The 22,218-nt window shown below is 71.4% G+C and carries 18 protein-coding genes; 8 read left to right on the plus strand and 10 right to left on the minus strand.

Annotation, left to right across the window (positions count from 1 at the left end; genetic code table 11):
• Positions 1-52 precede the first annotated feature (52 nt).
• From DI005_RS01685 to DI005_RS01695, 3 genes are read right to left on the minus strand one after another with little or no spacing between them, the layout of a single operon-like run.
• Positions 53-1,975, minus strand: a complete 1,923-nt coding sequence (locus DI005_RS01685; protein WP_113641060.1) for a TNT domain-containing protein — start codon at positions 1,973-1,975, stop codon at positions 53-55.
• Positions 1,976-2,005: 30 nt separating this feature from the next.
• Positions 2,006-2,272 (minus strand): YbaB/EbfC family nucleoid-associated protein, encoded by a 267-nt coding sequence (locus tag DI005_RS01690; RefSeq protein ID WP_228713563.1) that lies wholly within the window; start codon positions 2,270-2,272, stop codon positions 2,006-2,008.
• Between the two features lie 15 nt (positions 2,273-2,287).
• Positions 2,288-3,568, minus strand: a complete 1,281-nt coding sequence (locus DI005_RS01695; RefSeq protein WP_369973548.1) for an MFS transporter — start codon at positions 3,566-3,568, stop codon at positions 2,288-2,290.
• Positions 3,569-3,619: 51 nt separating this feature from the next.
• Here DI005_RS01695 and DI005_RS01700 point away from each other — a divergent pair, with 51 nt between their 5' ends.
• Positions 3,620-4,240 (plus strand): YqgE/AlgH family protein, encoded by a 621-nt coding sequence (locus DI005_RS01700; protein ID WP_255565649.1) that lies wholly within the window; start codon positions 3,620-3,622, stop codon positions 4,238-4,240.
• Positions 4,241-4,254: 14 nt separating this feature from the next.
• Here the strand turns inward: DI005_RS01700 and DI005_RS01705 are convergent, their stop codons facing one another.
• Positions 4,255-4,692 (minus strand): SdpI family protein, encoded by a 438-nt coding sequence (locus DI005_RS01705; protein ID WP_113641061.1) that lies wholly within the window; start codon positions 4,690-4,692, stop codon positions 4,255-4,257.
• 65 nt (positions 4,693-4,757) lie between these two features.
• Here DI005_RS01705 and DI005_RS01710 point away from each other — a divergent pair, with 65 nt between their 5' ends.
• Together DI005_RS01710 and leuS are read left to right on the plus strand one after the other, a co-directional pair.
• The gene (locus DI005_RS01710; protein WP_113641103.1) at positions 4,758-5,858 is read left to right on the plus strand and encodes an esterase-like activity of phytase family protein; all 1,101 of its coding nucleotides are present in this window, start codon (positions 4,758-4,760) and stop codon (positions 5,856-5,858) included.
• 180 nt (positions 5,859-6,038) lie between these two features.
• A complete protein-coding gene (gene leuS, locus DI005_RS01715) occupies positions 6,039-8,888 on the plus strand; it encodes a leucine--tRNA ligase (protein WP_113641062.1) in 2,850 nt (949 codons plus the stop codon).
• Here leuS and DI005_RS01720 read toward each other — a convergent pair.
• Positions 8,872-9,633 (minus strand): TetR/AcrR family transcriptional regulator, encoded by a 762-nt coding sequence (locus DI005_RS01720; RefSeq protein WP_112265825.1) that lies wholly within the window; start codon positions 9,631-9,633, stop codon positions 8,872-8,874. The two genes, leuS and DI005_RS01720, sit on opposite strands and share 17 nt — an antisense overlap.
• Before the next feature lie 511 nt (positions 9,634-10,144).
• Between DI005_RS01720 and DI005_RS01730 the strand changes: the two genes are divergently transcribed.
• The gene (locus tag DI005_RS01730; RefSeq protein WP_113641064.1) at positions 10,145-11,014 is read left to right on the plus strand and encodes a ribokinase; all 870 of its coding nucleotides are present in this window, start codon (positions 10,145-10,147) and stop codon (positions 11,012-11,014) included.
• A 48-nt stretch (positions 11,015-11,062) separates the two neighbouring features.
• The gene (gene ptsP / locus DI005_RS01735; RefSeq protein WP_113641065.1) at positions 11,063-12,697 is read left to right on the plus strand and encodes a phosphoenolpyruvate--protein phosphotransferase; all 1,635 of its coding nucleotides are present in this window, start codon (positions 11,063-11,065) and stop codon (positions 12,695-12,697) included.
• Between the two features lie 38 nt (positions 12,698-12,735).
• Here ptsP and DI005_RS01740 read toward each other — a convergent pair whose 3' ends face one another.
• From DI005_RS01740 to DI005_RS01755, 4 genes are all read right to left on the minus strand, one after another.
• Complete coding sequence (locus tag DI005_RS01740) at positions 12,736-13,398, minus strand: DUF1707 domain-containing protein (RefSeq protein WP_369973549.1); 663 nt, start codon at positions 13,396-13,398, stop codon at positions 12,736-12,738.
• A gap of 67 nt (positions 13,399-13,465) precedes the next feature.
• Positions 13,466-14,119, minus strand: coding sequence for a response regulator transcription factor (locus DI005_RS01745; protein ID WP_112265817.1), 654 nt, complete (start codon positions 14,117-14,119; stop codon positions 13,466-13,468).
• Positions 14,116-15,264, minus strand: coding sequence for a MacS family sensor histidine kinase (gene macS, locus DI005_RS01750; protein ID WP_113641066.1), 1,149 nt, complete (start codon positions 15,262-15,264; stop codon positions 14,116-14,118). Before macS ends, DI005_RS01745 begins: the two co-directional genes overlap by 4 nt.
• Positions 15,261-16,427 carry an AI-2E family transporter gene (locus DI005_RS01755; protein ID WP_112266723.1) on the minus strand — a complete coding sequence of 389 codons (1,167 nt, stop codon included), beginning with the start codon at positions 16,425-16,427 and terminating at the stop codon, positions 15,261-15,263. Before DI005_RS01755 ends, macS begins: the two co-directional genes overlap by 4 nt.
• A 323-nt stretch (positions 16,428-16,750) precedes the next feature.
• Between DI005_RS01755 and DI005_RS01760 the strand changes: the two genes are divergently transcribed.
• Both DI005_RS01760 and DI005_RS01765 read left to right on the plus strand, forming a co-directional pair.
• A complete protein-coding gene (locus tag DI005_RS01760; RefSeq protein ID WP_113641067.1) occupies positions 16,751-17,623 on the plus strand; it encodes a hypothetical protein in 873 nt (290 codons plus the stop codon).
• 201 nt (positions 17,624-17,824) lie between these two features.
• Positions 17,825-20,824 (plus strand): hypothetical protein, encoded by a 3,000-nt coding sequence (locus DI005_RS01765; protein WP_199542443.1) that lies wholly within the window; start codon positions 17,825-17,827, stop codon positions 20,822-20,824.
• Between the two features lie 73 nt (positions 20,825-20,897).
• Here DI005_RS01765 and DI005_RS01770 read toward each other — a convergent pair whose 3' ends face one another.
• Complete coding sequence (locus DI005_RS01770; RefSeq protein WP_113641104.1) at positions 20,898-21,686, minus strand: dioxygenase; 789 nt, start codon at positions 21,684-21,686, stop codon at positions 20,898-20,900.
• A gap of 160 nt (positions 21,687-21,846) precedes the next feature.
• Here DI005_RS01770 and DI005_RS01775 point away from each other — a divergent pair, with 160 nt between their 5' ends.
• Positions 21,847-22,218, plus strand: a complete 372-nt coding sequence (locus tag DI005_RS01775) for a hypothetical protein (RefSeq protein ID WP_112265811.1) — start codon at positions 21,847-21,849, stop codon at positions 22,216-22,218.

The following is a 22,218-nucleotide window of genomic DNA, read 5'->3' on the forward strand; positions in this document are numbered from 1 at the left end:
CCCAAGGCCACCTTTGTTGCGTTGAGCGCACCAAAGGTGGCCTTGGGGTGCGTTACGTCCGTCGTTCGAGGGCGCCCGTTTCGACGTGGTGCCCGATCGCACGGGGAAGCAGGTAGGCGATGGCTCCGCCGGGCAGCGGACCCCACGGCCGGGTCACGCCGGTGAGCACGCGGATCGGCCTGCGCACCTCGTAGCCGTGCACGTCGTACTCCCGCTCGAACGCCAGCGACGTCGTCGGGAACGGGGTGCCCTGCGGGTGCACGAGGTTGCCGCCCTCGTTGCCGTAGCGTCGCACCATGGTGCCGACGGGCAGCGTGACCAGGCGCTTGTTCCGGTAGTAGTTCAGCGGCGGCTCCCCGCGCAGCGGCAGGATCGGCCAGTCGCTCGCGTGCGCGGGCGGCTCGTGCGCCTCGGCGTCGTCCGGCACGCCCTGCCTGGCCCGGCCGGGCAGCAGCAGCACCGCGCCGAGCAGCGCCTCGGCCGCTGCCTGCACGCGCGGGAAGTACCTCGGCTCGACGGGCTCGCCGTCGGCGTACGGGGCGACCTCCCAGCCGTGCGGCGTGCGGTGCAGGCACCACGCGCCCTCGGCGGTCTCACCGATCCGGTACGCGCTCTCGGCGACGCCGTACTCGGCGAGCCGGGTGCGCAGCACGCGCAGCACCTCGGAGGCGCGCAGCCCCGGCCTCGGCTCGGCCCCGCGCTCCACCTTCGTGACGGCGTCTGCCTCGGCGAGGTCCTCGGTGGTCTGCGGCGGGTGGGGCCGCCCGGTGACCTCGGCCTCCGCCGTGGCCCGCACGCGCTGGGGCACGTAGGGCGTGCGGTAGTCCTGCGCGCGGATGTGGTCGAGCAGCTCGCCTTCGGGTGGGACGCCGTACTTCCGCAGGTAGTGCGGCACGGCGGCGGGCCAGATCCACACGCCGTCGGTGTGGAACGCGTCCGGCACGTTCGGCGCCCCGCCCGGGACGAAGATGTCGGGAAGTGCGCCGGGCCGTCCCGTCGCGACCGGTGCCCGGTAGAGATAGCCGAGGATGCGCGGCACCTCGTCCTGCGGCACGGGCGGACGGTTGACCACGGGCTTCTCGCCCTCGGCGTGGCTGTCGACCACCCTCGCGAGCCGGAAGCTCACGTCGAGCGGCAGTCCGGCCTTCGCGGCGAGCCACGCCGGCACGTGCTTGCGTGGGTAGTAGCCCAGCTCGGCCTCGTAGCTGCGGGCCGTGGTGCGCCCCTCCGGCGCGAGCCGCCACTCCGGTTCGGCTTCGGCGTCGTAGTCGAAGTCGAAGTTCGATCCGGAGTCGAGTGTGAACGTGCCCTGGAACCAGGTGCCCGTGTCGGGTGCGTACATCGCGGAGCGCAGCTGCGCGAACAGCTGGCCCAGCTCGGGCGGCGCCGACAGCGACACCGCGACGTCGCCGGCGACGGCCCGCACCTCCAGCTCGGAGTAGTCGCCGACCTGGCGGAACCGTGCGCCGACCCGCTGCCAGCCGGACGGCAGGAAGCCCAGGATCGTGCGGCCGATCGCGCGCAGCAGCGCCTGCGTGTCGCCGCTGCCCGGCTCGCTGCGCGGTGCGCCGTCCTCGGTGAAGTCGTGCCGCTCCTGCCAGAGGACGGTCAGGCTCTCCGGGTCGTCGGTCGTGGTGGTGAAGTCGGTGAGCCCCAGTTCGCCGGCGACCCGCTCGTCCCGGCCGGCCCAGCGCAGTGTCAGCTCACCGTCGCCCGACCGCGGCTCGATGCGGTAGGGCTCGTCGTCGTACATGCAGTAGGTGTGGATGCCGAACGTCGCGTTGGCCTCGGCCGCGGGCACGACCTTCGCCGGCGAGCCGTTCCACTCGGTGTCGAAGCCCTCGGGCGCTTCGCCCGGCCGGGCGATCAGCAGGACGCTCTCGTCCGCCGTCGATCGCTGTGCTCGGAAAATCTGGCCGTTCCACAACGCGTACAGCGCGTCTGGCCGGTCGGCCACCTCGACTCGGTAGCGCACGACGTTCCCCCCTCGGTCACCTCACCTTAATTAAACCTGGCGGGCGTGCCGATTGCGCCTGGGTGTCGGCCTCGGTGGCACGGGCGGCGGAGTGGCCGCCGGGGGTTCGTGCTGCTGTGCCCGCGCAGCGCCTTGGCGGACAACGTCGAGCACGGTCCTGGCGAGTGAAGCCGGATCGTTGCCGTCGAACGCGGTGGGCGCGAACTCGAGCCCGGTCAGTGTTCCGGTGGAGTCGACGGTGGCGCGGACGAGCCCGTCTCGCGATGTGACGGTCGCCGACGCTGTGTTACCAGCCATGGTCACAGGCTCACCCTAACGGGTGGCGACGAGATATCCGGCGATACCGACGAGGTAGAGCACGATCGCGACCACGAGCAGGCCCGGTGAGTACCCGTCGAGAGGCGCGAACGCCGCCGCGAACGACACGGCGGCCACCTGCATGGTGTTGAACAGGGTGTCGTAGAGGGCGAAGACCCGGCCGCGTGCCTCGTCGCCGACATCGCGCTGCACGGCGGCGTCCACGCACAGCTTGATGACCTGACCGCCTGCCGTGATCACGAACGCGGCCAGCAGCACCGTGGGCAGCACGAGTGGCAGCCCGAGCACCGCCTGTGCCACCGCGGCCACCCCGAGCCCGCACACCACCGCTCTGCGCCTGCCGAACCGCGTCACGAGCTTCGGGGTGAGCAGCCCGGCGAGCAGGATCCCGGCGCCGCCCATCAGCGCGACCTGGCCGAGCCCCGGCAACCCCGCCTTGAGCGGGCCGACGTCGGTGAAGGAGTAGCGCATCAGCAGCACGGTGAGCAGCAGCGAGATGCCGAACGCCGCGCGGTGGGCCAGCAGTGCGATGAGCCCGGCTCGCACGCTCGGCGTGCGCGCGGCCGCCTTCACTCCCGAGGCGAGGCCCGCGGCGACGGCGGCGAACGCGTTCGCCGGCTCGTCCACGCTGTCCGGGCCGAGGCTGCCCCTGGCGAACCGCGTCGCGAGCACCGCGCCCAGCGCGGAACCGAGCACCGCGAACGACGTGGTCCACGCCGAGCCGGTGTCGCCTGCCCCGAAGATCGACCGAAGGCCGATCGCGCACGCGCCGCCGAGCACGGCGATGGCGGCGCCCACGGTGGCCGAGAAGGCGTTGGCGGTGACGATCCGTTCGGCGGGCACCACGTGCGGCAGCGACGCCGACAGCCCGGCACCCGCGAAGCGCGAGACGCCCATCACGAGCAGTGCCAGCGAGAACAGGGGCAGGCCGTCAACCCCGGCGCCGACGGCCGCGGCAGCGGCGACGACGGCGAACCCGCGCAGGAGGTTGGCCACGACGAGCACGCGCCGCCGGTCCCAGCGGTCGAGCAGTGCGCCCGCGAACGGGCCGACCACCGAGTACGGCAGCAGCAGCGCGGCGAAACCGCCCGCGATGGTGGCCGCGTCGGCGGCGCGCTCGGGGTTGAACAGCACCGCCCCGGCGAGGCCGGCCTGGAAGGCTCCGTCGCCCCAGTGCATGGAGAACCGCAGGTAGAGCAGCTTCCGGAACTCGGGGATGGCCAGCAGCGCACGGGGCACGGCAAGCGTTGCCCTGGTCTGCGCTCCCGCTGTCACAAGTTCTCAGCTTAGGCCCGTTCCATGGCGTCGGCGTGAGGTCGTGAGTTGATCGAGCACCGTGACTCCGGCCCTCGGTGCGGGTGGGATCATGGACGGGTGCGAGCGGACGCCGAGGTTGAGCCAGGCACACTCCTGGTCGCTGCCCCCACGATGTTCGACCCCAACTTTCGCCGGACCGTGGTCTTCGTGATCGACCACCGCGACGAGGGCACCCTCGGGGTCGTGCTCAACCGGCCCAGCGATGTCCCCGTCGACGAGGTGCTGCCGAGCTGGGGTGAGCACGTGGTCGAACCGCAGGCGGTGTTCGTCGGCGGGCCGGTCGAGAAGAAGACGGCGCTGTGCCTCGCAGCTCTGCGCACGGGCGAGAGCGCGGCGAGCGTGCCCGGGGTGATCGCGGTGCGGGGGCCCGTCGCGCTCGTCGACCTCGACGCCGACCCCGACGCGCTCGTGCCGAAGGTGCGTGGGCTACGGGTGTTCGCCGGCTACGCGGGCTGGGACTCGGGGCAGCTGGCCGGCGAGATCGACCGGGGCGACTGGCTGATCGTGCCCGCCCTGCCCGGCGACGTGCTCGCGACGCCGAAACGGGACCTGTGGGGTCAGGTGCTGCGCAGACAGGGCCTGCCGACCGCGCTACTGGCTACCCATCCTGGGGATCTGCAACGGAACTGAAGTCTTCCCCGCCCCTAGGAGGCCGAGGTGGCCGGGTCGGGTCCGGCGCCGTTCAGCGCGGAGCAGCCACCGGCACCGCACGCGCAGCCCGCACAGCCCGCGGGGGCCTCCTGCGGCGCGGGGACCGCGGCGGCCGCCCGGTGACCGAGGACGCCGCCACCTGCCACGAGCACGAACATGCCGATCAGGCCCACCACCGCCGCGATGATCACGCCGACCGCGTTGGGCATCACCAGCCCGGCCGCGCCGGAGAGCACGCCCACCGCGCCGGCGGCGATGGTCGGCAGGCCCGCGACCTTGTTGGCGACGCGGAAGGCCTCGTCGCTGCGCAGCGTGGCCGCTGTGCGCACTCCGGCGCCGCGATCGCGGGGCAGTTTCTCCCGCAGGCCGAGGAAACCACCCCAGCCGACCAGAACGCCGAGCACCACGGGAATCAACGCGACCACGAACACAGACCCGAGAATACGTTCCATTCCAGGTCACCTTGTCGACACCCTGATGCGGTGTGCTGAAGGCCATGTCCCGCGCCTTCCTCGCGACCGGCCTGCTCGGCGCGCTGTCGCTCACGCTCGTCACCGTTCCCGGCGCCTCGGCGCACACCCCCGACGTCCGCCTGCTGGGCGTCACCACCGTGCCGAACGCGATGCCGTTCGAGGGCACGACCGTCGGTGGGCTCTCCGGTATCGACCGCGACCCGCGCACCGGCGGGTACGTCCTCGTCAGCGACGACCGCTCGCAGCTGCAGCCCGCCCGCTTCTACACGGCCGACATCGACGTGAGCGCTGACGGACTCGGCGAGGTGACCTTCACCGGCACGCACCCGTTCACCGGACGGGACGGCACGCCGTACCCGGCGGATTCGGTCGATCCTGAGGAGCTGCGCGTCGACCCGTGGCGTGGCGGCTACTACTGGAGCCAGGAGGGCGAGCGCAGCGCGACGGTCCTGTCCGACCCCTCGGTGCGCGAGGCCACGCGCACCGGCGCGTACGTGCGCGACCTGCCGATCCCGGACAACGAGCGCATGACCGAGACGGCCGGGCCGCGGCGGAACCAGGTGCTGGAGGGCCTGACGTTCGCGGGCCTCGGTTCGCTCGTGGTCACCGCGCTCGAGGGCCCCCTGCTGCAGGACGGGCCCGAGGCGACCCCCGAGCACGGCGCCCTCTCGCGGATCACCGTCCAGGGCAGGCGAGGTCCGGTGCTCGCGCAGTACGCCTACGAGCAGGAGCCGATCTTCGCGCCGCCCGCCGCCGGCGGCTCGGCCAACAACGGCGTCGTCTCGATCCTCGCGTCCGATCAGGCGGACCCCACTCGGTTCCTCGTGCTGGAGCGTGCCTACGTGAGCGGGGCCGGCAACCGCGTCCGGATCTTCGAGATCGACACCAGCGGGGCCACGAACGTGCTGAGCGTGGACTCGCTCGCCGAGGCGAAGAAGGTCAAGCCCGTGCGCAAGCGGCTGGTGGCCGACCTGGCGGACCTGCCGCTGGAGCACGTCGACAACGTCGAGGGCATGACCTGGGGCCCGAGGCTCGCCACCGGGGAGCGCAGCCTGCTGCTCGTGAGCGACGACAACTTCTCCGCCGGCCAGGTGACGCAGGTCATCGCACTCGCCATGAGGTAGGGCCTTCGGAAAACGCGCTGGCGGGGGTAGCTACCATAAAGCCGTGCATTCGGCCAGCCTGCTCCTTAGCCGGCCGCACTGACCGGAGGCTCCGGCCGGTGCGGCGAACCCCTCACGCCCTGGTGGCTGAGGGGTCGCGTTGTTTCTGGAGCAGGTAACAAAGCACGGGAAGGTTCGGCGATGACAGACGGCACCGAGACGACTCCGGCCCACCGCTACACCGCGGCGCTGGCCGGGCAGATCGAGCGGCGCTGGCAGGACTACTGGGCCGACCACGGGACGTACCACGCGCCCAACCCGGTCGGTCCGCTCGCCGAGCAGGACAAGCAGCTGCCCTCGGACAAGCTGTTCGTGCAGGACATGTTCCCGTACCCCTCCGGTGGTGGCCTGCACGTCGGGCACCCGCTGGGCTACATCGGCGTGGACACGTTCGCCAGGTTCAACCGCATGATCGGCCGCAACGTGCTGCACACGCTGGGCTACGACGCCTTCGGGCTGCCCGCCGAGCAGTACGCGGTGCAGACGGGCACCCATCCGCGCACCACCACCGAGGCCAACATCGCGAACATGCGCCGCCAGCTGCGTGCGCTGGGCCTCGGCCACGACGAGCGGCGATCCATCGCCACCACCGACGTCGAGTACTACCGCTGGACGCAGTGGATCTTCCTGCAGATCTTCAACTCGTACTACGACGAGATGCAGGACAGGGCGCGCCCGATCGCCGACCTGGAGAAGGAGTACGAGGACGGCACGCGCGCGACGCCGGACGGCCGCCCGTGGAGCGAGCTGAGCCGGGTCGAGCGGCGCGAGGTCATCGATTCCCACCGCCTGGTCTACATCTCAGACGCTCCGGTGAACTGGGCTCCCGGCCTCGGCACCGTGGTGGCCAACGAGGAGGTCACGCCGGACGGTCGCAGCGAGCGCGGGAACTTCCCGGTGTTCCGCAAGAACCTGCGCCAGTGGATGATGCGGATCACCTCCTACGCCGACCGGCTGGTCGACGACCTGGAGCTGCTCGACTGGCCCGAGCAGATCAAGACGATGCAGCGCAACTGGATCGGCCGTTCGCGCGGCGCGAACGTGCGCTTCGCCGCGGGCGACGCGCACATCGAGGTCTTCACGACCCGGCCGGACACGCTGTTCGGCGCCACATACATGGTGCTGGCTCCCGAGCACCCGCTGGTCGAGCGGCTGACGGCGAACGAGTGGCCGGAGGGCACCGACGAGCGCTGGACCGGTGGCGCCGCGACGCCAGGGGAGGCCGTGGCCGACTACCGGCGCGAGGCGTCTCGCAAGTCCGAACTGGACCGGCAGGAGAACAAGGAGAAGACGGGCGTCTTCACCGGCTCCTTCGCGGTCAACCCGGTCAACGGCGAGTGGATCCCGGTGTTCATCGCCGACTACGTGCTGATGGGCTACGGCACCGGCGCGATCATGGCCGTGCCCGGCCAGGACCAGCGCGACTGGGACTTCGCGACGAAGTTCGGGCTCGGGATCATCCGCACGGTGCAGCCGAGCGAGGGCTTCGACGGCGAGGCGTTCACGGGCGAGGGCCCCGCGATCAACTCCACCAACGAGGACCTGAGCCTGAACGGGATGGGCGTCGAGGACGCCAAGAAGGCGATCATCGCGTGGCTGGAGGAGCACGGCCACGGCGAGGGCACCGTGCAGTACAAGCTGCGCGACTGGCTGTTCGCCCGGCAGCGCTACTGGGGCGAGCCGTTCCCGATCGTCTACGACGAGGACGGCCTGCCGATCGCGCTGCCCGAGGACCAGCTGCCCCTTGAGCTGCCCGATGTCGAGGACTACTCGCCCAAGACGTTCGACCCCGAGGACGCCGACTCCGAGCCGCAGCCCCCGCTGGCCAAGGCCACCGACTGGGTCGAGGTGACGCTGGACCTGGGCGACGGGCCGAAGAAGTACCGCCGCGACACCAACGTCATGCCGCAGTGGGCCGGTTCGTGCTGGTACCAGCTGCGCTACATCGACCCGACCAACACCGAGCGGTTCGTCGACCCCGAGAACGAGAAGTACTGGATGGGGCCGAGGCCAGCCGAGCACGGCGTCAACGACCCCGGCGGGCTGGACCTGTACGTCGGCGGCGTCGAGCACGCCGTGCTGCATCTGCTGTACGCGCGTTTCTGGCACAAGGTGCTGTTCGACCTCGGCCACGTTTCGTCGAAGGAGCCGTACCGCAAGCTGTTCAACCAGGGCTACATCCAGGCCTACGCCTACGTGGACTCCCGCGGCTTCTACGTGCCTGCCGACGAGGTCGAGGAGAAGGACGGCAGGTTCTTCTACAACGGCGAAGAGGTCCGCCAGGAATACGGCAAGATGGGCAAGAGCCTCAAGAACATCGTCACGCCGGACGCGATGGCCGAGAACTACGGCGCCGACACGTTCCGGTTCTACGAGATGTCGATGGGCCCGCTGGAGATCTCGCGGCCGTGGGCGACAAAGGACGTCGTGGGCGCGCAGCGCTTCCTGCAGCGGCTGTGGCGGCTGGTGGTGGACGAGGAGACCGGCGCGCTCCGCGTCAGCGACGCCGAGCTCACCGACGACGACCTCCGGCGCCTGCACAAGACCATCGCAGGGGTCCGCGAGGACTACGCCGAGCTGCGGTTCAACACCGCAGGCGCGAAGCTCATCGAGCTCAACAACTACGTCACCAAGGTCTACGGGGCCACGCAGGCCACGCCGCGCGCGCTGGCCGAGCCGCTGGTGCTGATGCTGGCGCCGCTGTGCCCGCACATCGCCGAGGAGCTGTGGCACCGCCTCGGCCACCCGGACACGCTGGTTTACGGGCCGTTCCCCCAGGCCGACGAGAAGTACCTGGTGGAAGACACGGTGGAGTACCCGATCCAGGTGAACGGCAAGGTCCGTTCCCGCGTGACGGTCGCCGCCGACGCTGGCAAGGACGACGTCCAGGCCGCGGCACTCGCCGACGAGAAGATCGTCGCGCTGCTTGCCGGTGGTGAGCCGCGCAAGGTGATTGTGGTGCCGGGCAGGCTCGTCAACGTCGTTCTGTGACGGGCCCGGTGTCCAGGCCGATCTCGCGGGCGAGGTCCGCGAGCAGCGCGTCGAAGAGCGCGTCCGGCTTGGACACCGGGATCGGGTAGTTGCCGAACACCTCGAGCGTGACGTGCCCGTAGAGCCGGGCCCAGAACTGCATCATGAGGTATGTGGTGCCGAGCGTGAGCCGTTCGGACGGCACGCTCACGCCGGAGCCGGCCATCACGGCGAGCAGGGAGTCCCGGTAGGCGGCGAGGTCCTCGCGCAGTTCGGCCGGCACCACTTCGTCGGCAGGCAGCGCGACGTCGGCCTCGGCCAGCACCTCCCCGGCCGCAAGCAGGAACACCCGCCCGAACGGCTCGGTCACCTGCTTCAGCGTGGCGACGCTGCTGGGCGCGGAGCCGACGTCGCCGGTCGGTGACGCGAAGACCAGCGTGAACTCCTTGGTGTGGGTGAGCGCCCAGCGCCGGAAGCCCTTGCAGATCGCGAACAGCTGCTGGGTGCCGCCGTCGCGCAGGTCGGCGATCTCGGAGGCCAGCTCGTCACCGAGATCGGAGATCACGTCCATGCGCAGGTGCTCGATGAGGTCGTCGCGGGAGCCGTAGTAGCGGTACAGCGCGGGGGCGGTGATGCCGAGCTCCCTGGCGATGGCCCGCAGGGTGACGGCCTCGGGGCCGCGCTCGACGAGCAGTGCCCTCGCCGTCTCCCGGATCTCCCGGTCGGTTGCCGCGCGTTCGCGGCCCCGGCGTACCGGCCTGTTCATGACACACCCCGCTGAGCTGGCTTTTGTCCTTGTGGTCCGGACTCTGCGCAGTTTAGGGGCTACGCGGGGATGAGACCTCGTGATCGCCGACGAAACGCCCCCCGAAGGTCCTCGGCGGCTTCGTGGTCGACGGCGAGCGCAGCCGGACCGGCACGTGCTCTCGGCCGCCGCGCGCGATCGCGGCGGGTGGCCGTGCGGGCCTGCCGATCAGGGCGCCGCCGGCACCGATCACTCGGGGGGCTACGTGACCGGTGCCGGCGACCCGATGCCCGACTGGGTCCGGGGACCGGGGTCGGACAACACCCCGCGCGGACGCGGTGGTGTCTGTGGAGAGTTCACGCGGCTCCGACGATGACGCCTCGGCCCCGAACTCACCTGAACGGGTGAAGCTCGGTGCGAACACTCGCCTGATTGTCGCATCAGCAGCCACGAAAGTTACAAAGGAATTCACGTCTGTTCAAGCGACGAGGTCACAGGTCGATGAGCGCGATCTCATGGCAGGCTTGGCGGCGTGGAAGCACAGGTGCTCGTCGTCGGGTCGGCCAACGCCGACCTCGTCGTCGCCACAGAGCGCAGGCCGGGAGCCGGGGAGACCGTGCTCGGCGGCGACACCGAGACGCTGCCCGGCGGCAAGGGTGCCAACACGGCGGTCGCCGCGGCCCGGCTCGGCGCCGACGTCGCACTGCTCGGCGCGATCGGCGACGACGGCAACGGCAGGCTGCTGCTGGACTCGCTTCGTGGGGCGGGCGTGCGGACCGAGCTCGTGCGCATCGTCGACCGGCCGACCGGCGTCGCCTACATCACCGTGACCCCCGACGGCGAGAACTCGATCCTCGTCTCCCCCGGCGCCAACCACGCACTGGAGCCCGCCGACGTCGACGGTGCGCTCGACGGCGTCCGCGTGATGGTGGCGTCGCTGGAGACCCCGCTGCCGACCGTCGAGCACGCCATCGCCACCGGCTCCGCCAAGGGGGTGCTGACGGTGCTCAACCTCTCGCCCGTGGCGAAGGTCGCCGACCGCGCCCTCGCCGCGCTGGACGTGCTGGTGGTCAACGAGCACGAGGCCGCGTGGCTGTTGGGTGCGGCGTCGGCCGAGCTCCCCCGGCTGCTCGAACTCGGCCCGCGCTCCGCCGTGGTCACCATGGGCGCCCGTGGCGCCGTGGTGGTGACCTCGGACGGGCTCATCGAGGTCGCCTCGCCGAAGGTCGACGTCGTGGACACCACCGGCGCCGGAGACGCCTTCGCTGGCGCGCTCGCCACCGCGCTCGCCGAGGGAGCCTCCGTCGCCGACGCCGCGCGCCGCGCCGTGCGGGTCGCGGCGGTGTCGGTCACGCGTCGCGGTGCGCAGCCCTCGTATCCAAGGGCGAGCGAACTACAGTGACCCTCGCACCGGTCCATTGGAGGAACATGTACCGCTATGGTCTAGACCATGTCTGACGCACAGCTCTCCGGGGTGGGCGTGAGCCCCGGCCGCGCGAGCGGCCCCGTCGTCAAGATCACGGAGTCGATCGAGGAGCCGGCCAGCAGCCCCGGCCCCGACGACCCGTACGCCGAGGCCGCCCTCGTCGCGCCGGCGGCACAGGCCGTCACGGCCAGGCTCGAGGCCATGGCGGAGACGGCGACCGGTGACGCGGCCGCGATCCTGCTCACCACCGCCGCGATGGCGTCCGACCCCGCCCTGCTGAGCCAGGCCGAGCAGCTCGTCACCGCCCAGCGCATCCCCGCCGCACGGGCCGTCTACGAGGCCGCGAACAACTTCGCCCAGGCGCTCGCCAGCGCGGGTGGCCGCATGGCCGAGCGGGTACGGGACATCCAGGACGTGCGCGACCGGATCATCGCGGAGATCCTCGGCATCGCCCCGCCCGGAGTGCCCGAGCCGGCGACGCCGAGCGTGCTCGTCGCGCGCGACCTCGCGCCAGCCGACACCGCCGGCCTCGACCCGGCCAAGGTGCTCGCACTGGTGACGGAGGAGGGCGGACCCACCAGCCACACCGCGATCCTCGCGCGCTCGCTCGGCATCCCAGCCGTCGTCGCCGTGCGCGGCGTGCTCGCGTTCGACGCCGAGGCGATCTCGGTCGACGGCGACACCGGCACGATCGAGGCCGTCGACCCGAGCGCACCCGTCGTGGCCGCCACGGCGGCCGGAGCGGCCGAGTGGAACGGAGTCGGTGAGACCAGCGACGGGCATCGCGTGAAGGTGCTGGCCAACGTCGGCGGCCCCGTTGACGCGCGAGCCGCCGCCGAGGCCGGCGCCGAGGGAGTCGGCCTCTTCCGCACGGAGTTCAGCTACCTCGACGCCGACGACGAGCCCTCGGTGGAGCAGCAGCGCGTCGCCTACACCGCCGTGCTGGAGCCGTTCCGGGGCAAGCCGGTGATCGTGCGCACCCTCGACGCGGGAGCCGACAAGCCGCTGGCCTTCCTCGACCCGGAGGTGGAGCCCAACCCGGCACTCGGCGTGCGGGGTGTACGTGTCGCGTTCGACCGCACCGGGGTGCTCGACCGGCAGTTGGAGGCCATCGCGGGCGCGGCGGCCGACTCCGGCGCCGAGGTCTCCGTGATGGCGCCGATGGTGGCCACGGCCGAGGAGGCCGCGTGGTTCGCCGAGCGCGTCCGTGCGGCGGGCATCGCGAGGGCGGGCGTGATGATCGAGGTGCCTGCGGCGGCGCTCACGGCCAGGGAGGTGCTCGACGCGGTGGACTTCGTGTCGCTGGGCACCAACGATCTCGCCCAGTACACGTTCGCCGCCGACCGTCAGCTCGGCGCCGTGGCGAAGCTCAACGACCCGTGGCAACCAGGTCTGCTGCGGCTCATGGCGCTCGTCGGCGAGGCCGCGAAGGCCACGGGCAGGCCGGCGGGCGTGTGCGGTGAGGCCGCTGCCGATCCGTTGCTGGCGAGGGTGCTCGCTGGGCTGGGTGTCACGAGCCTTTCGATGAACACGGGTTCGGTGCGGGCCGTCGGCGCGAGTCTCGCGGCGGTGACCCTGGCCGACTGCGAGCGTGCCGCCCAGGCCGCCGTCGCCGCACCCACTGCTCAGGCCGCCCGCGCCGCCGCCAGGGACGCCTGACAGCGCTCCCCGGGGCAGCCAGGTGCGCCACGAAAGGGTCAGCCGAAGAGGCCGCGGCGAGGGTAGCGGGTGGTGAGTGAGCCGCCGTGGACGCGGCCGGTGAGCACGAACCTCGGCACACCGGCCTTGCCGGTGGAGTTGGTCTTGTCGTCGATCGACGACCACTTCACCTCGCTGATGCCGTTGAGGTCCACCGCGCCCTGCTCGGGGATGATCACCGTCACCGAGCTCCACTTGGTGTCCAGCTCCAGGTGCACCACGGGGCCCGCGATGTCGGCCTCGCTGAAGTCGAGCTTCGTCTCGCCGTACTTGTTGCGCACGAGGACCTCGGTCGGCACCCGCCAGCGACCGCGCCGCACGAGCGACGAGCCGTGTGCCTTCAGCTCCAGACGCTCGCCGTCCGCCGCGGGGACGAACGCGGGAGCCGCCATCGAGGCCGTCGGTGGCGCCACCGCGTCGCGATGCACGAGCCCCGGCAGGTCGATGAGCACCGCGTTCAGCTCGCCGCGGGTCCGGGCGGCGAGCGCGATGTCGGTGCGTTCGGTGAACTCGTCGAGGTCGAGCATGCCGCGCCCGATCGCGCGCTGAAGCAACTCGACGACGTGCTCGCGCTCCGCGTCCGAGACCCTCAGATTGCGCTGGCGCGCCTGCTCGTCGAGGACCGGCGCCTGTTCCGTCTGGATGTTCTCGCCCTCAGCCACGCCTTCGATGCTATGGCCCCGGACCGCCCGGCGGATCGGGGAAAACCCCGGAGCGAACCCTGACGCGCTAGTCCTCCTCGCGGTCCAGACCGTGCTCGATCGCGTAGCGTGCGAGCTCGACACGGTTGTGCAGCTGGAGCTTGCGCAGCGTCGACTGCACGTGGTTCTCCACGGTCCGGTGGGAGATCACGAGCCGGTCGGCGATCTGTTTCGCGGTGAGCCCCTTGGCCACGAGGCGCAGCACGTCGGTCTCCCGCTCGGTGAGCCGGGGCGGCGGCTCACCGGCCGCGGGCGCGTCGGCCATGCGCCGGTACTCGCCCAGCACCATGCCCGCGAGCCCGGCCGTGAACACCGGGTCGCCGTCCGCGGTGCGGTGCACGGCCTCCACGAGCTCCCTCACCGAGGCCGACTTCACCAGATAGCCCGACGCACCCGCCTTCACCGCTTCCAGCACGTCACTGTGCTCACCGCTCGCCGAGAGCACGAGCACCCGCGTCTGTGGCAGGTCTCCCGTGATCGAGCGCGTGGCGACCACGCCGGACGTGTCACCGAGGTTCAGGTCCATGAGGACCACGTCGGGCCGCACCGTTCGGGCGATCCGCACCGCCGCGTCGGCGTCCGCGGCGGTGGCCCGCACGTCGAAACCGTGCTCTGCCAGATCGCGGGCCACGCCGTCCCGCCAGATCGGATGGTCGTCGACGATCATCACCGAGACCGTCATCGGCTCCCCCTTCTCCGCTGTCTCGGCCGTGGCAGGCGAATCTCCCACTCGGTTCCAGCCCCTGGCGCGGTCTCCAGCGTGCTCGTGCCTCCCAGGTCGTTCACTCTGCCTCTGATGGATGTCGCGACACCGAGGTGCCCCTCGGCCTCGGCCTCCTCGAGCCTGCCCGGCGGGATGCCGGGGCCGTCGTCCCTGATCGTCAGCACGATGTCCTCGCCGAGGTCCTCCAACAGCACCCATGCCTTCGCCGACGGTCCCGCGTGCCGTTCCACATTGGACAATGCCTCCTTGGTGACGGCCACGAGCTCGGTGACGATCGTGGCGGGCAGGCGCACCTCGCCCGCGGGCCCGGACACCTGCACCCTCGGCGTGGCCAGCAGCTGAAGTGCGGCGCGCAGATCGGCGTCGCCGTCCGCCGGCCCGGACGGTTCCGTGGTGACCAGCGCGCGCAACGCGATCTCCTGCTCCCCGGCGAGCCTCGCCAGCTCGGCCGCCTCGCCGCCGAGCTCGGCTCCTCTGCGCCGCACCCTCGCGAGCACCTGCAGCACGCTGTCGTGAATGGAGCGCGCGAGCCGTTCCCGTTCGGCCGTCGCCGCCTCGGTGCGCATGGCCTGCGCGAGCGTGGCCTGTGAGCGGCGTGCCGTGGTGGCGGTGATGCCGATCAACAGGCCGCTCGCCGTCAGCAGCACCCCGTCGCGGGCGACGTCGAGGTCGACCTCCAGCCGCGCGAGCCCGGTGCACACGGCCATGACGAGGCCGGCGAGCACCCCGCCGACGGCGCCGAACCGGGCGCCCGCCGTCAGCGGCGCCACGGATGCCCACACCGTGGTGACGAGGGGAGCCGTCTCGGCGAACTGCTGGTCGGAGAGCACCAGCTGCGAGGTCAGCATCACCCCGCACGTCACCACGACGTCGGCGACCACGAGCGAGCGCAGCCGCAGCGACTCGCGCGCAAAGGTCAGCGTGGTCACCAGCGACCACGCCGCCATCACCCCGAACCCCGCCCACGCGAGACCGGGCCGGTCGTAGCCGGAGTGGTGGACGAGCAGCGCGCCGAGGGCGAAGGCGAGCGTCACCCAGCGCAGCACGATCGTCCCCCACCACAGTGGCGTGGCGGGGTCGCGCAGCGCGGGCGACGTGCTCACTGCTTTTCCTGCTCCCGTTCCGCTACCTCGGCCTCGGTCTCGTCGTCGGCGTTGACCTTCGCCTCCTTGTCGGCGAGCACGTCCACGCTCTCCGGATCGGGCGAGCTTTCGTGCAGCAGCGACTTGATGCCGGAGTTGAGCACGGCCAGCAGCGGCACCGACAACAGCGCACCCGGGATCCCCGCGGCGACGAGGCCGACGGTGATCGCCAGGATCACGGCGAGCGGGTGCAGCTTCACGGCGCGACCGAGCAGCAGCGGCTGCAGGACGTGGCTCTCCAGCTGCATCACGCCGATCACGATGGCCAGCACCACGAGTGCGGTGACGAAGCCGTTGGTCACGAGGGCCACCAGTACGGCGACCGCGCCGGTCACGACGGCGCCGATGATCGGGATGAACGCGCCGAGGAACACCAGCGTCGACAGCGGGATCACCAGCGGAACGCCGACGATCCACAACCCGATGCCGATACCGACCGCGTCCACCACGGCGACGGCGGCCGTCGCACGCACATAGCTCACGAGCGACGCGAAGCCGCGTCGCCCGGCGGTGTCGGCCCGGTCGCGCACGTGTGCGGGCACGCCGCGCATGAGGAAGCCCCAGATCTGGTCGCCGCCGACCAGGAAGAAGATCAGCACGAAGAGCGTGAGCAGGAAGCCGGTGAGGAACTCGCCGACCGTGCTGGCCGTCGTGAGAGCACTGGACGTCAGCGCGGCCTGGTTCTCCTGGATCATGCCGATGGCGCTGTTGATCGCGTCCTCGATCTGCGTCTCGCGCAGGTGCAGCGGCCCGTTGATGAGCCAGTCCTCGATCTGGTTCAGGCTCTCGGTGAGCTGTCGCTGCAGCGCGGGCAGACCGTCGGTGAACTGGATGATCACGAACGTCAGCAGGCCGCCGACGAGCCCGAGCCCGCCGACGAGCACGAGTGCCGTGGCGAGACTGCGCGGCACCCGCACGGCCACCAGCCTGCGCACGGCGGGCGCGAGGAGCGCGGCGAGCAACAGCGCGATCGACACCGGGATCACGACCACCGACAGGTAGCCGACGATCTCCACGACGACGTACAGCGCGGCTATGACGACCAGGAAGCGCCAGGCGAGTGCCGCGCACACCCGGAGGCCCTTCGGCACCGACCCGGTGACGTCCGGATCTTCCGAAATCACCGGAATCTTCGGTGTTTTCTCATTCACCAGGCCACCGTATCGGTCCCGGCCACCGATGTTCGGTGATCGGTGCATCCGGGCCGCCAACTGTCCACACTGGAGGCTCATTTGCCGCGAACGGAGAGTTAACGACGTTGGTCAGCCTTGATCACCGGTGGTGAGGTGTGGACACACACAGTGTTCTTCACACGATTGGGCCATCAAGTCGTGTTGGACGTGCATCCGGCCCCCGGCATTTGCCAATGTCGATGGCACGCAGCCAACAAGTGCTCGGTCGAGCACGCTGTGTCACCCACTTCAGAACACCTTCCGACAGGAGAGCTGTGGCCACGACGGCAGCCGCCACCACGGGACGCGAGGGTCGCGTCCGCAGGTGGCTGTCGCGTGCCCTGCTCGTCGCGGGAGGCGTCGCGGCCGCGTGGGCCGTCTCCACCGCGTCGGCTTCTGCCGCCGAGGACGTTCCCCAGCTCGATGCTCCCGCTGTCGCCGGTGCGGCCAAGGGCGTCGGCGCCGCGCTCGCCGGGCCAAAGCCCGCCGCCGAGCCGCAGGACGACACGCCGCAGCCGGCCAGGCTCGGCGACGGCCGGATCGCCGCCGAGGTCAAGCACTCCGTGCGGCACCTCTGGCAGCGCGCCGTCGCCGAGCCGGTCGGCGAGACGCTCGAGGGCGTCGGCCGCATGCTCACCGTTCCAGAGGAGCGGCAGGACCTCGGCAGGAACGTGTGGAACGCGCTTCAGCCCCGCGACGGCGAGCTCGTCGAGCTGCCTGGACTCACCGAGCTGCCTGGCCTCGACGGGCACGGCGAAACCGGCTCCTCCGCCGAGCCCGGCCGCGCGGTCGAAGGCCCCTCCACGCACGTCGAGGGCGACGCGATCGCCGAAGGCGACGAGCACGTCGCGGGCAAGGACCGCACTGAGAGCAAGGCGCCCGTCCGCTCGGCGCCCGCGGACGACCCTGCGGACACCGGCGAGCAGGACCGCGAGCGCGCTCCGGCCGCACCGCTGCCCCTTCCCGTGAGCCCGGCGGCGCCTGCGCCCGTGGGCCACACCCACGCTCTTCACTTCGACGGTCCGCTGCTCGGCATTCCCGCCGGCGGCGTGGCCGCGTTCGACCACAACGTGCCCGGTTCCGTCCGGGCCGGCGTCGTGCACCTGCCGACGCAGCCGGGCTCGCAGCCCGGTGTGACGCCAGACTGATTCTCGCCGCGGGGTAGCTGACGCCACCCTCCGCGGCCGTTTCCCGCGCCCGCTCGCGCGTCAGCTTCGTGTTCCCCGCTTTTCCACCGCGGCACGCGGTCTCTTCCGCGTACCCGCATCCGTCGGTCCATCCGAATCGCGCCACGACGGAGCGCAGCACAAGCCCCGTAAGGGAACCAAGGAAAAGGAGAACACCTCACTATGCAGACCTGGGCGAAGCGCGGAATCCAGACCGCGCTGGTCACCGGTGGTTTGCTGATGCTGGGCACCGGCATCGCTTCTGCCAACGAGAGGGTCGACCCCGACGCCCCCGCAGGGCCGCTCGACCTGACCCTCAGCGTTCCGTATCAGATCAAGGACAACGCCGTCGGCACGCCGCTCGGGCAGGTCAACCTGCCGGGCCACGAGGGTGAGGTCAGCACCAAGCCGGTCACCGACGTGGTGAACAAGGCAGCTGCTCCCGTCAGCAAGGCCGCGGCTCCCGCCGCGAAGGTCGCCGCGCCCGCCACCGCTCCGGTGAACAAGGCCGTGAGCAAGGTGTCCGAGGCCGGCTCGACGCTCGGCAAGGCCGCCGCGAAGGCTCCGATGGCTCCGCAGCGTGCCGAGGAGCGCGCCCTCCCGGCCGTCGAGCAGACCGACGACCCCTTCATGGGCAACAAGATCGTCGGAAACCTGGCCCTGCCGATCCAGATCACCGGCAACGCGGTCGGCGTCCTCGGCAACGCGGAGGTCCACTCCGACGCCGAGCAGTCCTACGCCCACAACACCGACGTGAGCACGAACGGCGCGGGCGGCGGCCTCGCCGGCAACGTCGTGAACCTCGACTGGGCCCTGCCGGTCCAGATCTCCGGTAACGCCGGTGGCCTCGGTGGCAGCGGCAAGACGTCGGGCAGCGCGTCGCAGAGCGCGGAGACCACCGGCGACATCGAGACCGACGGCACCAACGGCGGTCTCGCCGGCAACGTCGTCGCGCCGCAGTTCGCGACCCCGGTGCAGCTGTCGGGCAACGCGCTCGGCTGGTTCCTCGCGCACGCCGAGAGCGACTTCGACGCCGAGAGCGAAGCTGAGTCGGGTGGCTACATCGAGACCCACGGCGCCAAGGGCGCGGGCACCGGCAACGTGGTCGGCGCGCCGATCGCGCTGCCCGTCCGCGTCGCCAACGACGCCGTGTCGTGGGGCGGCGACGCCGACGCCACCGGTTCCTCCGAGGTCGAGGCCACCGCGGGTGACATCCCCGGCGACCGCGGCGGCAAGCCCGCCTACATCTCCACCGACGGCGACGACTCGTTCCTCGCCGGCAACATCGTGCAGCCGCAGGGCGCGCTGCTCGCGTCGGTCACCGGCACCGCAGCCGCATGGATCGGCAACTCCACCACCGAGGACACCAGCTCCGAGGCGGAGATGCAGGCCGGTGGGCCGTCGTACACGAGCGGCCGCAACGCCGCCGGTTCCGGCAACATCGCCGACCTGCCGGTGGCGCTGCCCGTCGAGGCCTTCGGCATCGGCGGCACCTGGATCGGCAACGCGCACGCCAAGGGCCACGAGAACACCACGAGCGCCTTCGCCGGTGACGAGAACCTGACCAACGGTGACGGCTCGTTCCTCTCGGGCAACACCGCCGCTGGCCAGATCGCCTCCACCGTCGAGGCCTTCGGCATCGGCGGCAGCTGGATCGGCAACGCCTCGGGCCACGCGACCGAGGACAAGACGGTCGACGCCGGTGGCTACAACGGCACCCGCGGCAACGACTCGGCCGGCTCCGGCAACATCGTTCAGGTCCCGCTCGCCGTGCCCGCCGAGGTCTTCGGCGTCGGCGGCAGCTGGATCGGCCAGGGCGTCGGCACCGCCGAGGAGACCAAGGTCGTCAAGGCCGGTGGCGGCGGCAACACGGAGGACGACTACGGATTCGCCGCGGCGAACCTCATCTCCACCCCGGTGTCGCTCCCGGCGCAGGTGTTCGGCATCGGCGGCACCTGGATCGGCAACGGCTTCGGCGAGGCTTCGGCCGACACGATCTCCGAGGCCGGCGGCAACGTGAAGGCCAACGGCAAGAAGGGCACCGGCGCGGGCAACATCGGCTTCGTCCCGGTGTCGCTGCCCGTCCAGGTGCACGGCATCGGCGGCAGCTGGATCGGCAACGCCGGTGGCGAGAGCGACAACCTCCTCGACTCGAAGGCGGGCGGCGACGCCACCACCACGGGTGAGGGCGGCTCCATCGCGGGCAACGTGGTGCAGGTTCCGGCCGGCGCCGCGGCGACCGTGTTCGGCCTCGGTGCGAGCTGGGTCGGCGTGGCCTCGGGCGAGTCGACCAACGACGTCGTGTCGGAGGCCGGTGGCGACACCACCACCAACGGCGACGGTGGCTCCATCGCCGGTGACGTGGTGAGCGCTCAGGCGCTGCCGATCGCGCAGGTCTTCGGCTCCGCCGCGAGCCTGACCGCCGTCGCGACCGGCGAGGGTGCGAACACGACCGAGGTGACCTCGGGCGGCGACATCGAGACCTCCGGTGTCGGTGGCGCGCTGTCGGGCGACATCTTCGACGTCCCGGTGGCCGCGGTCGCGCAGGTGTTCGGCGTGGCGGGCTCGGTCGGTGGCGTGGCGCACGCCGTCGCCGACAACGACACCACCGGCACGGTGGGTGGCGAGACCACGACGGCAGGCACGATGGACGCCCTCTCGGGCTTCGACGGCCAGCTGCCGATCGGCGTGCTCGCGCAGGTCTACGACATCCCGCTGGCGCTGGTCGCGGTGGCCACGTCGACGACCGAGAACGCCACGGACATCTCGGTGGCCGGTGAGGAGCCGCAGATCAACCTGCCGATCACCGGCGACGAGCTGCCCGCCACGGGGCTGCCGACGCTGCCGAGGTCGCTGCCCAGCGTCTCGGAGCTGCCGACGGACCTCCCGACGGATCTGCCGACCGACCTGCCGCAGCTGAACCAGCTGCCGATGGAGACGCCGCTGTCGCGCGCTGAGCGTGCCGACATCGGTCTGCTGCCGGAGGTCCAGGGCATGCCCGACGTGACCGCGCTGCCGGGCGCGCCCGCGCTGCCGAAGGTCAACGAGCTGGCCGGTCTGCCCGGTCTGCCCGCCCTGCCCTCGCTGGACGCGGGCTCGCTGACCCCGCAGGCCGACCTGGCGTCGCTGGACTCCGTCCAGGGCACCATCTCGGGCGTGCTGGGCGGCGCCGCGCTCCGCTGACGAGCGGTTAGCTGAAATCAGGCCGGGCCAGGGAGACGACGAGGTCTCCCTGGCCCGGCCTTTTGTCGTTGCCTCAGCCGAGTTGGACGGACCGCTTGGCGAGCCCGTACCAGTAGCCGTCGATCACGGTGCGCGCCGCGCTCCCCTCCTCGCCTGCCCCGAGCGAGACGAACAGCGGTGCGAAGTGCTCGGTGCGGGGGTGGGCGAGCTGCGCGGCCGGTGCCTTGTGCTGGAAGTCGAGCACGGCGTCGACGGCGCCGGAGGCCAGCGTCTGCGCGCCCCAGTGGTCGAACTCGGCAGACCACGCCGGTGGCGCCCCGTTGACCCCGTCGACCGTCTGCATGGCCCGGAGGTTGTGGGTGAAGAACCCGCTGCCGATGATCAGCACGCCCTCGTCGCGCAGTGGAGCCAGCTTGCGGCCGAGGTCGTAGAGCTGGACCGGGTCGAGCGAGGGCATCGACACCTGGAGCACGGGCACGTCGGCGCCGGGGAACATCTCCACGAGCGGCACGTAGGCGCCGTGGTCGAGGCCGCGGTCCGGCGCGTGATGCACGGGCGTTTCGGTGCTGTGCAGGAGCTTGCGCACTCGCGTTGCCAGCTCGGGTGCGCCTGGTGCCCGGTACTGGACGCGGTAGTAGTGCTCGGGGAAGCCCCAGAAGTCGTAGACGAGCGGCACGGTGGTGGTGGCGCCGATCGTGAGCGGTGCCTCTTCCCAGTGCGCGGAGACGATGAGGATCGACCTGGGCTTCGGCAGGTCTGCCGACCAGTCGGCGAGCTGCCTGGTCCACGTCGCGTCGTCGGCGAGCGGGGGTGCGCCGTGGCTGAGGTAGAGCACCGGCATCCGGTCGGTGTGAACTGGCATCGCGAACTCCAACGTTGAATGTTCAACTATCAGTCTACGCTACTCCCGCCGGATGCGAAGGGGTCTCGTCCAGTCGCCGCTCGCGAGCAGGTGCGGGCACGGACAGTCGGCCGACTGAAAAGGTGCGCTTCCCGATCCGGGCCGGTGCCTACCATGAGACATGGTCGGGAACATCCTGATCTATCTCGGCGTCGTGCTGTTTCCGTCCGCGACGTTCTGGGCGGTGCTGCGCATCCCCCGGCTCATCGAGAAGTGGAACCGCAGGCGCCCGCCTGCGACCAGTGCCGTGCCCGTCGAGCGACTGGCCGCCGACCTGCGCCGCGTGCACCGCGCACTCGTGGGGCTGGCTCCCGACGCACCCATGCTGCGCAGACGCGCGACGTACCAGGCCTACGACGCGCTGCTGGTGCAGGCGTGCCGTGCGGTCGACGTGCCACAGCGCCTGGACGCGGTGCCCGAGGGCATCGAGCGGGACGTGGAACGGCTGCGGGTGGAGGAGGCGCTGCGCGGCGCCGGCCTCGCGATCCCGTGA

Origin of the sequence: Prauserella sp. PE36 (genome assembly GCF_003311655.1) — a bacterium.
Classification (GTDB): domain Bacteria; phylum Actinomycetota; class Actinomycetes; order Mycobacteriales; family Pseudonocardiaceae; genus Prauserella_A; species Prauserella_A endophytica.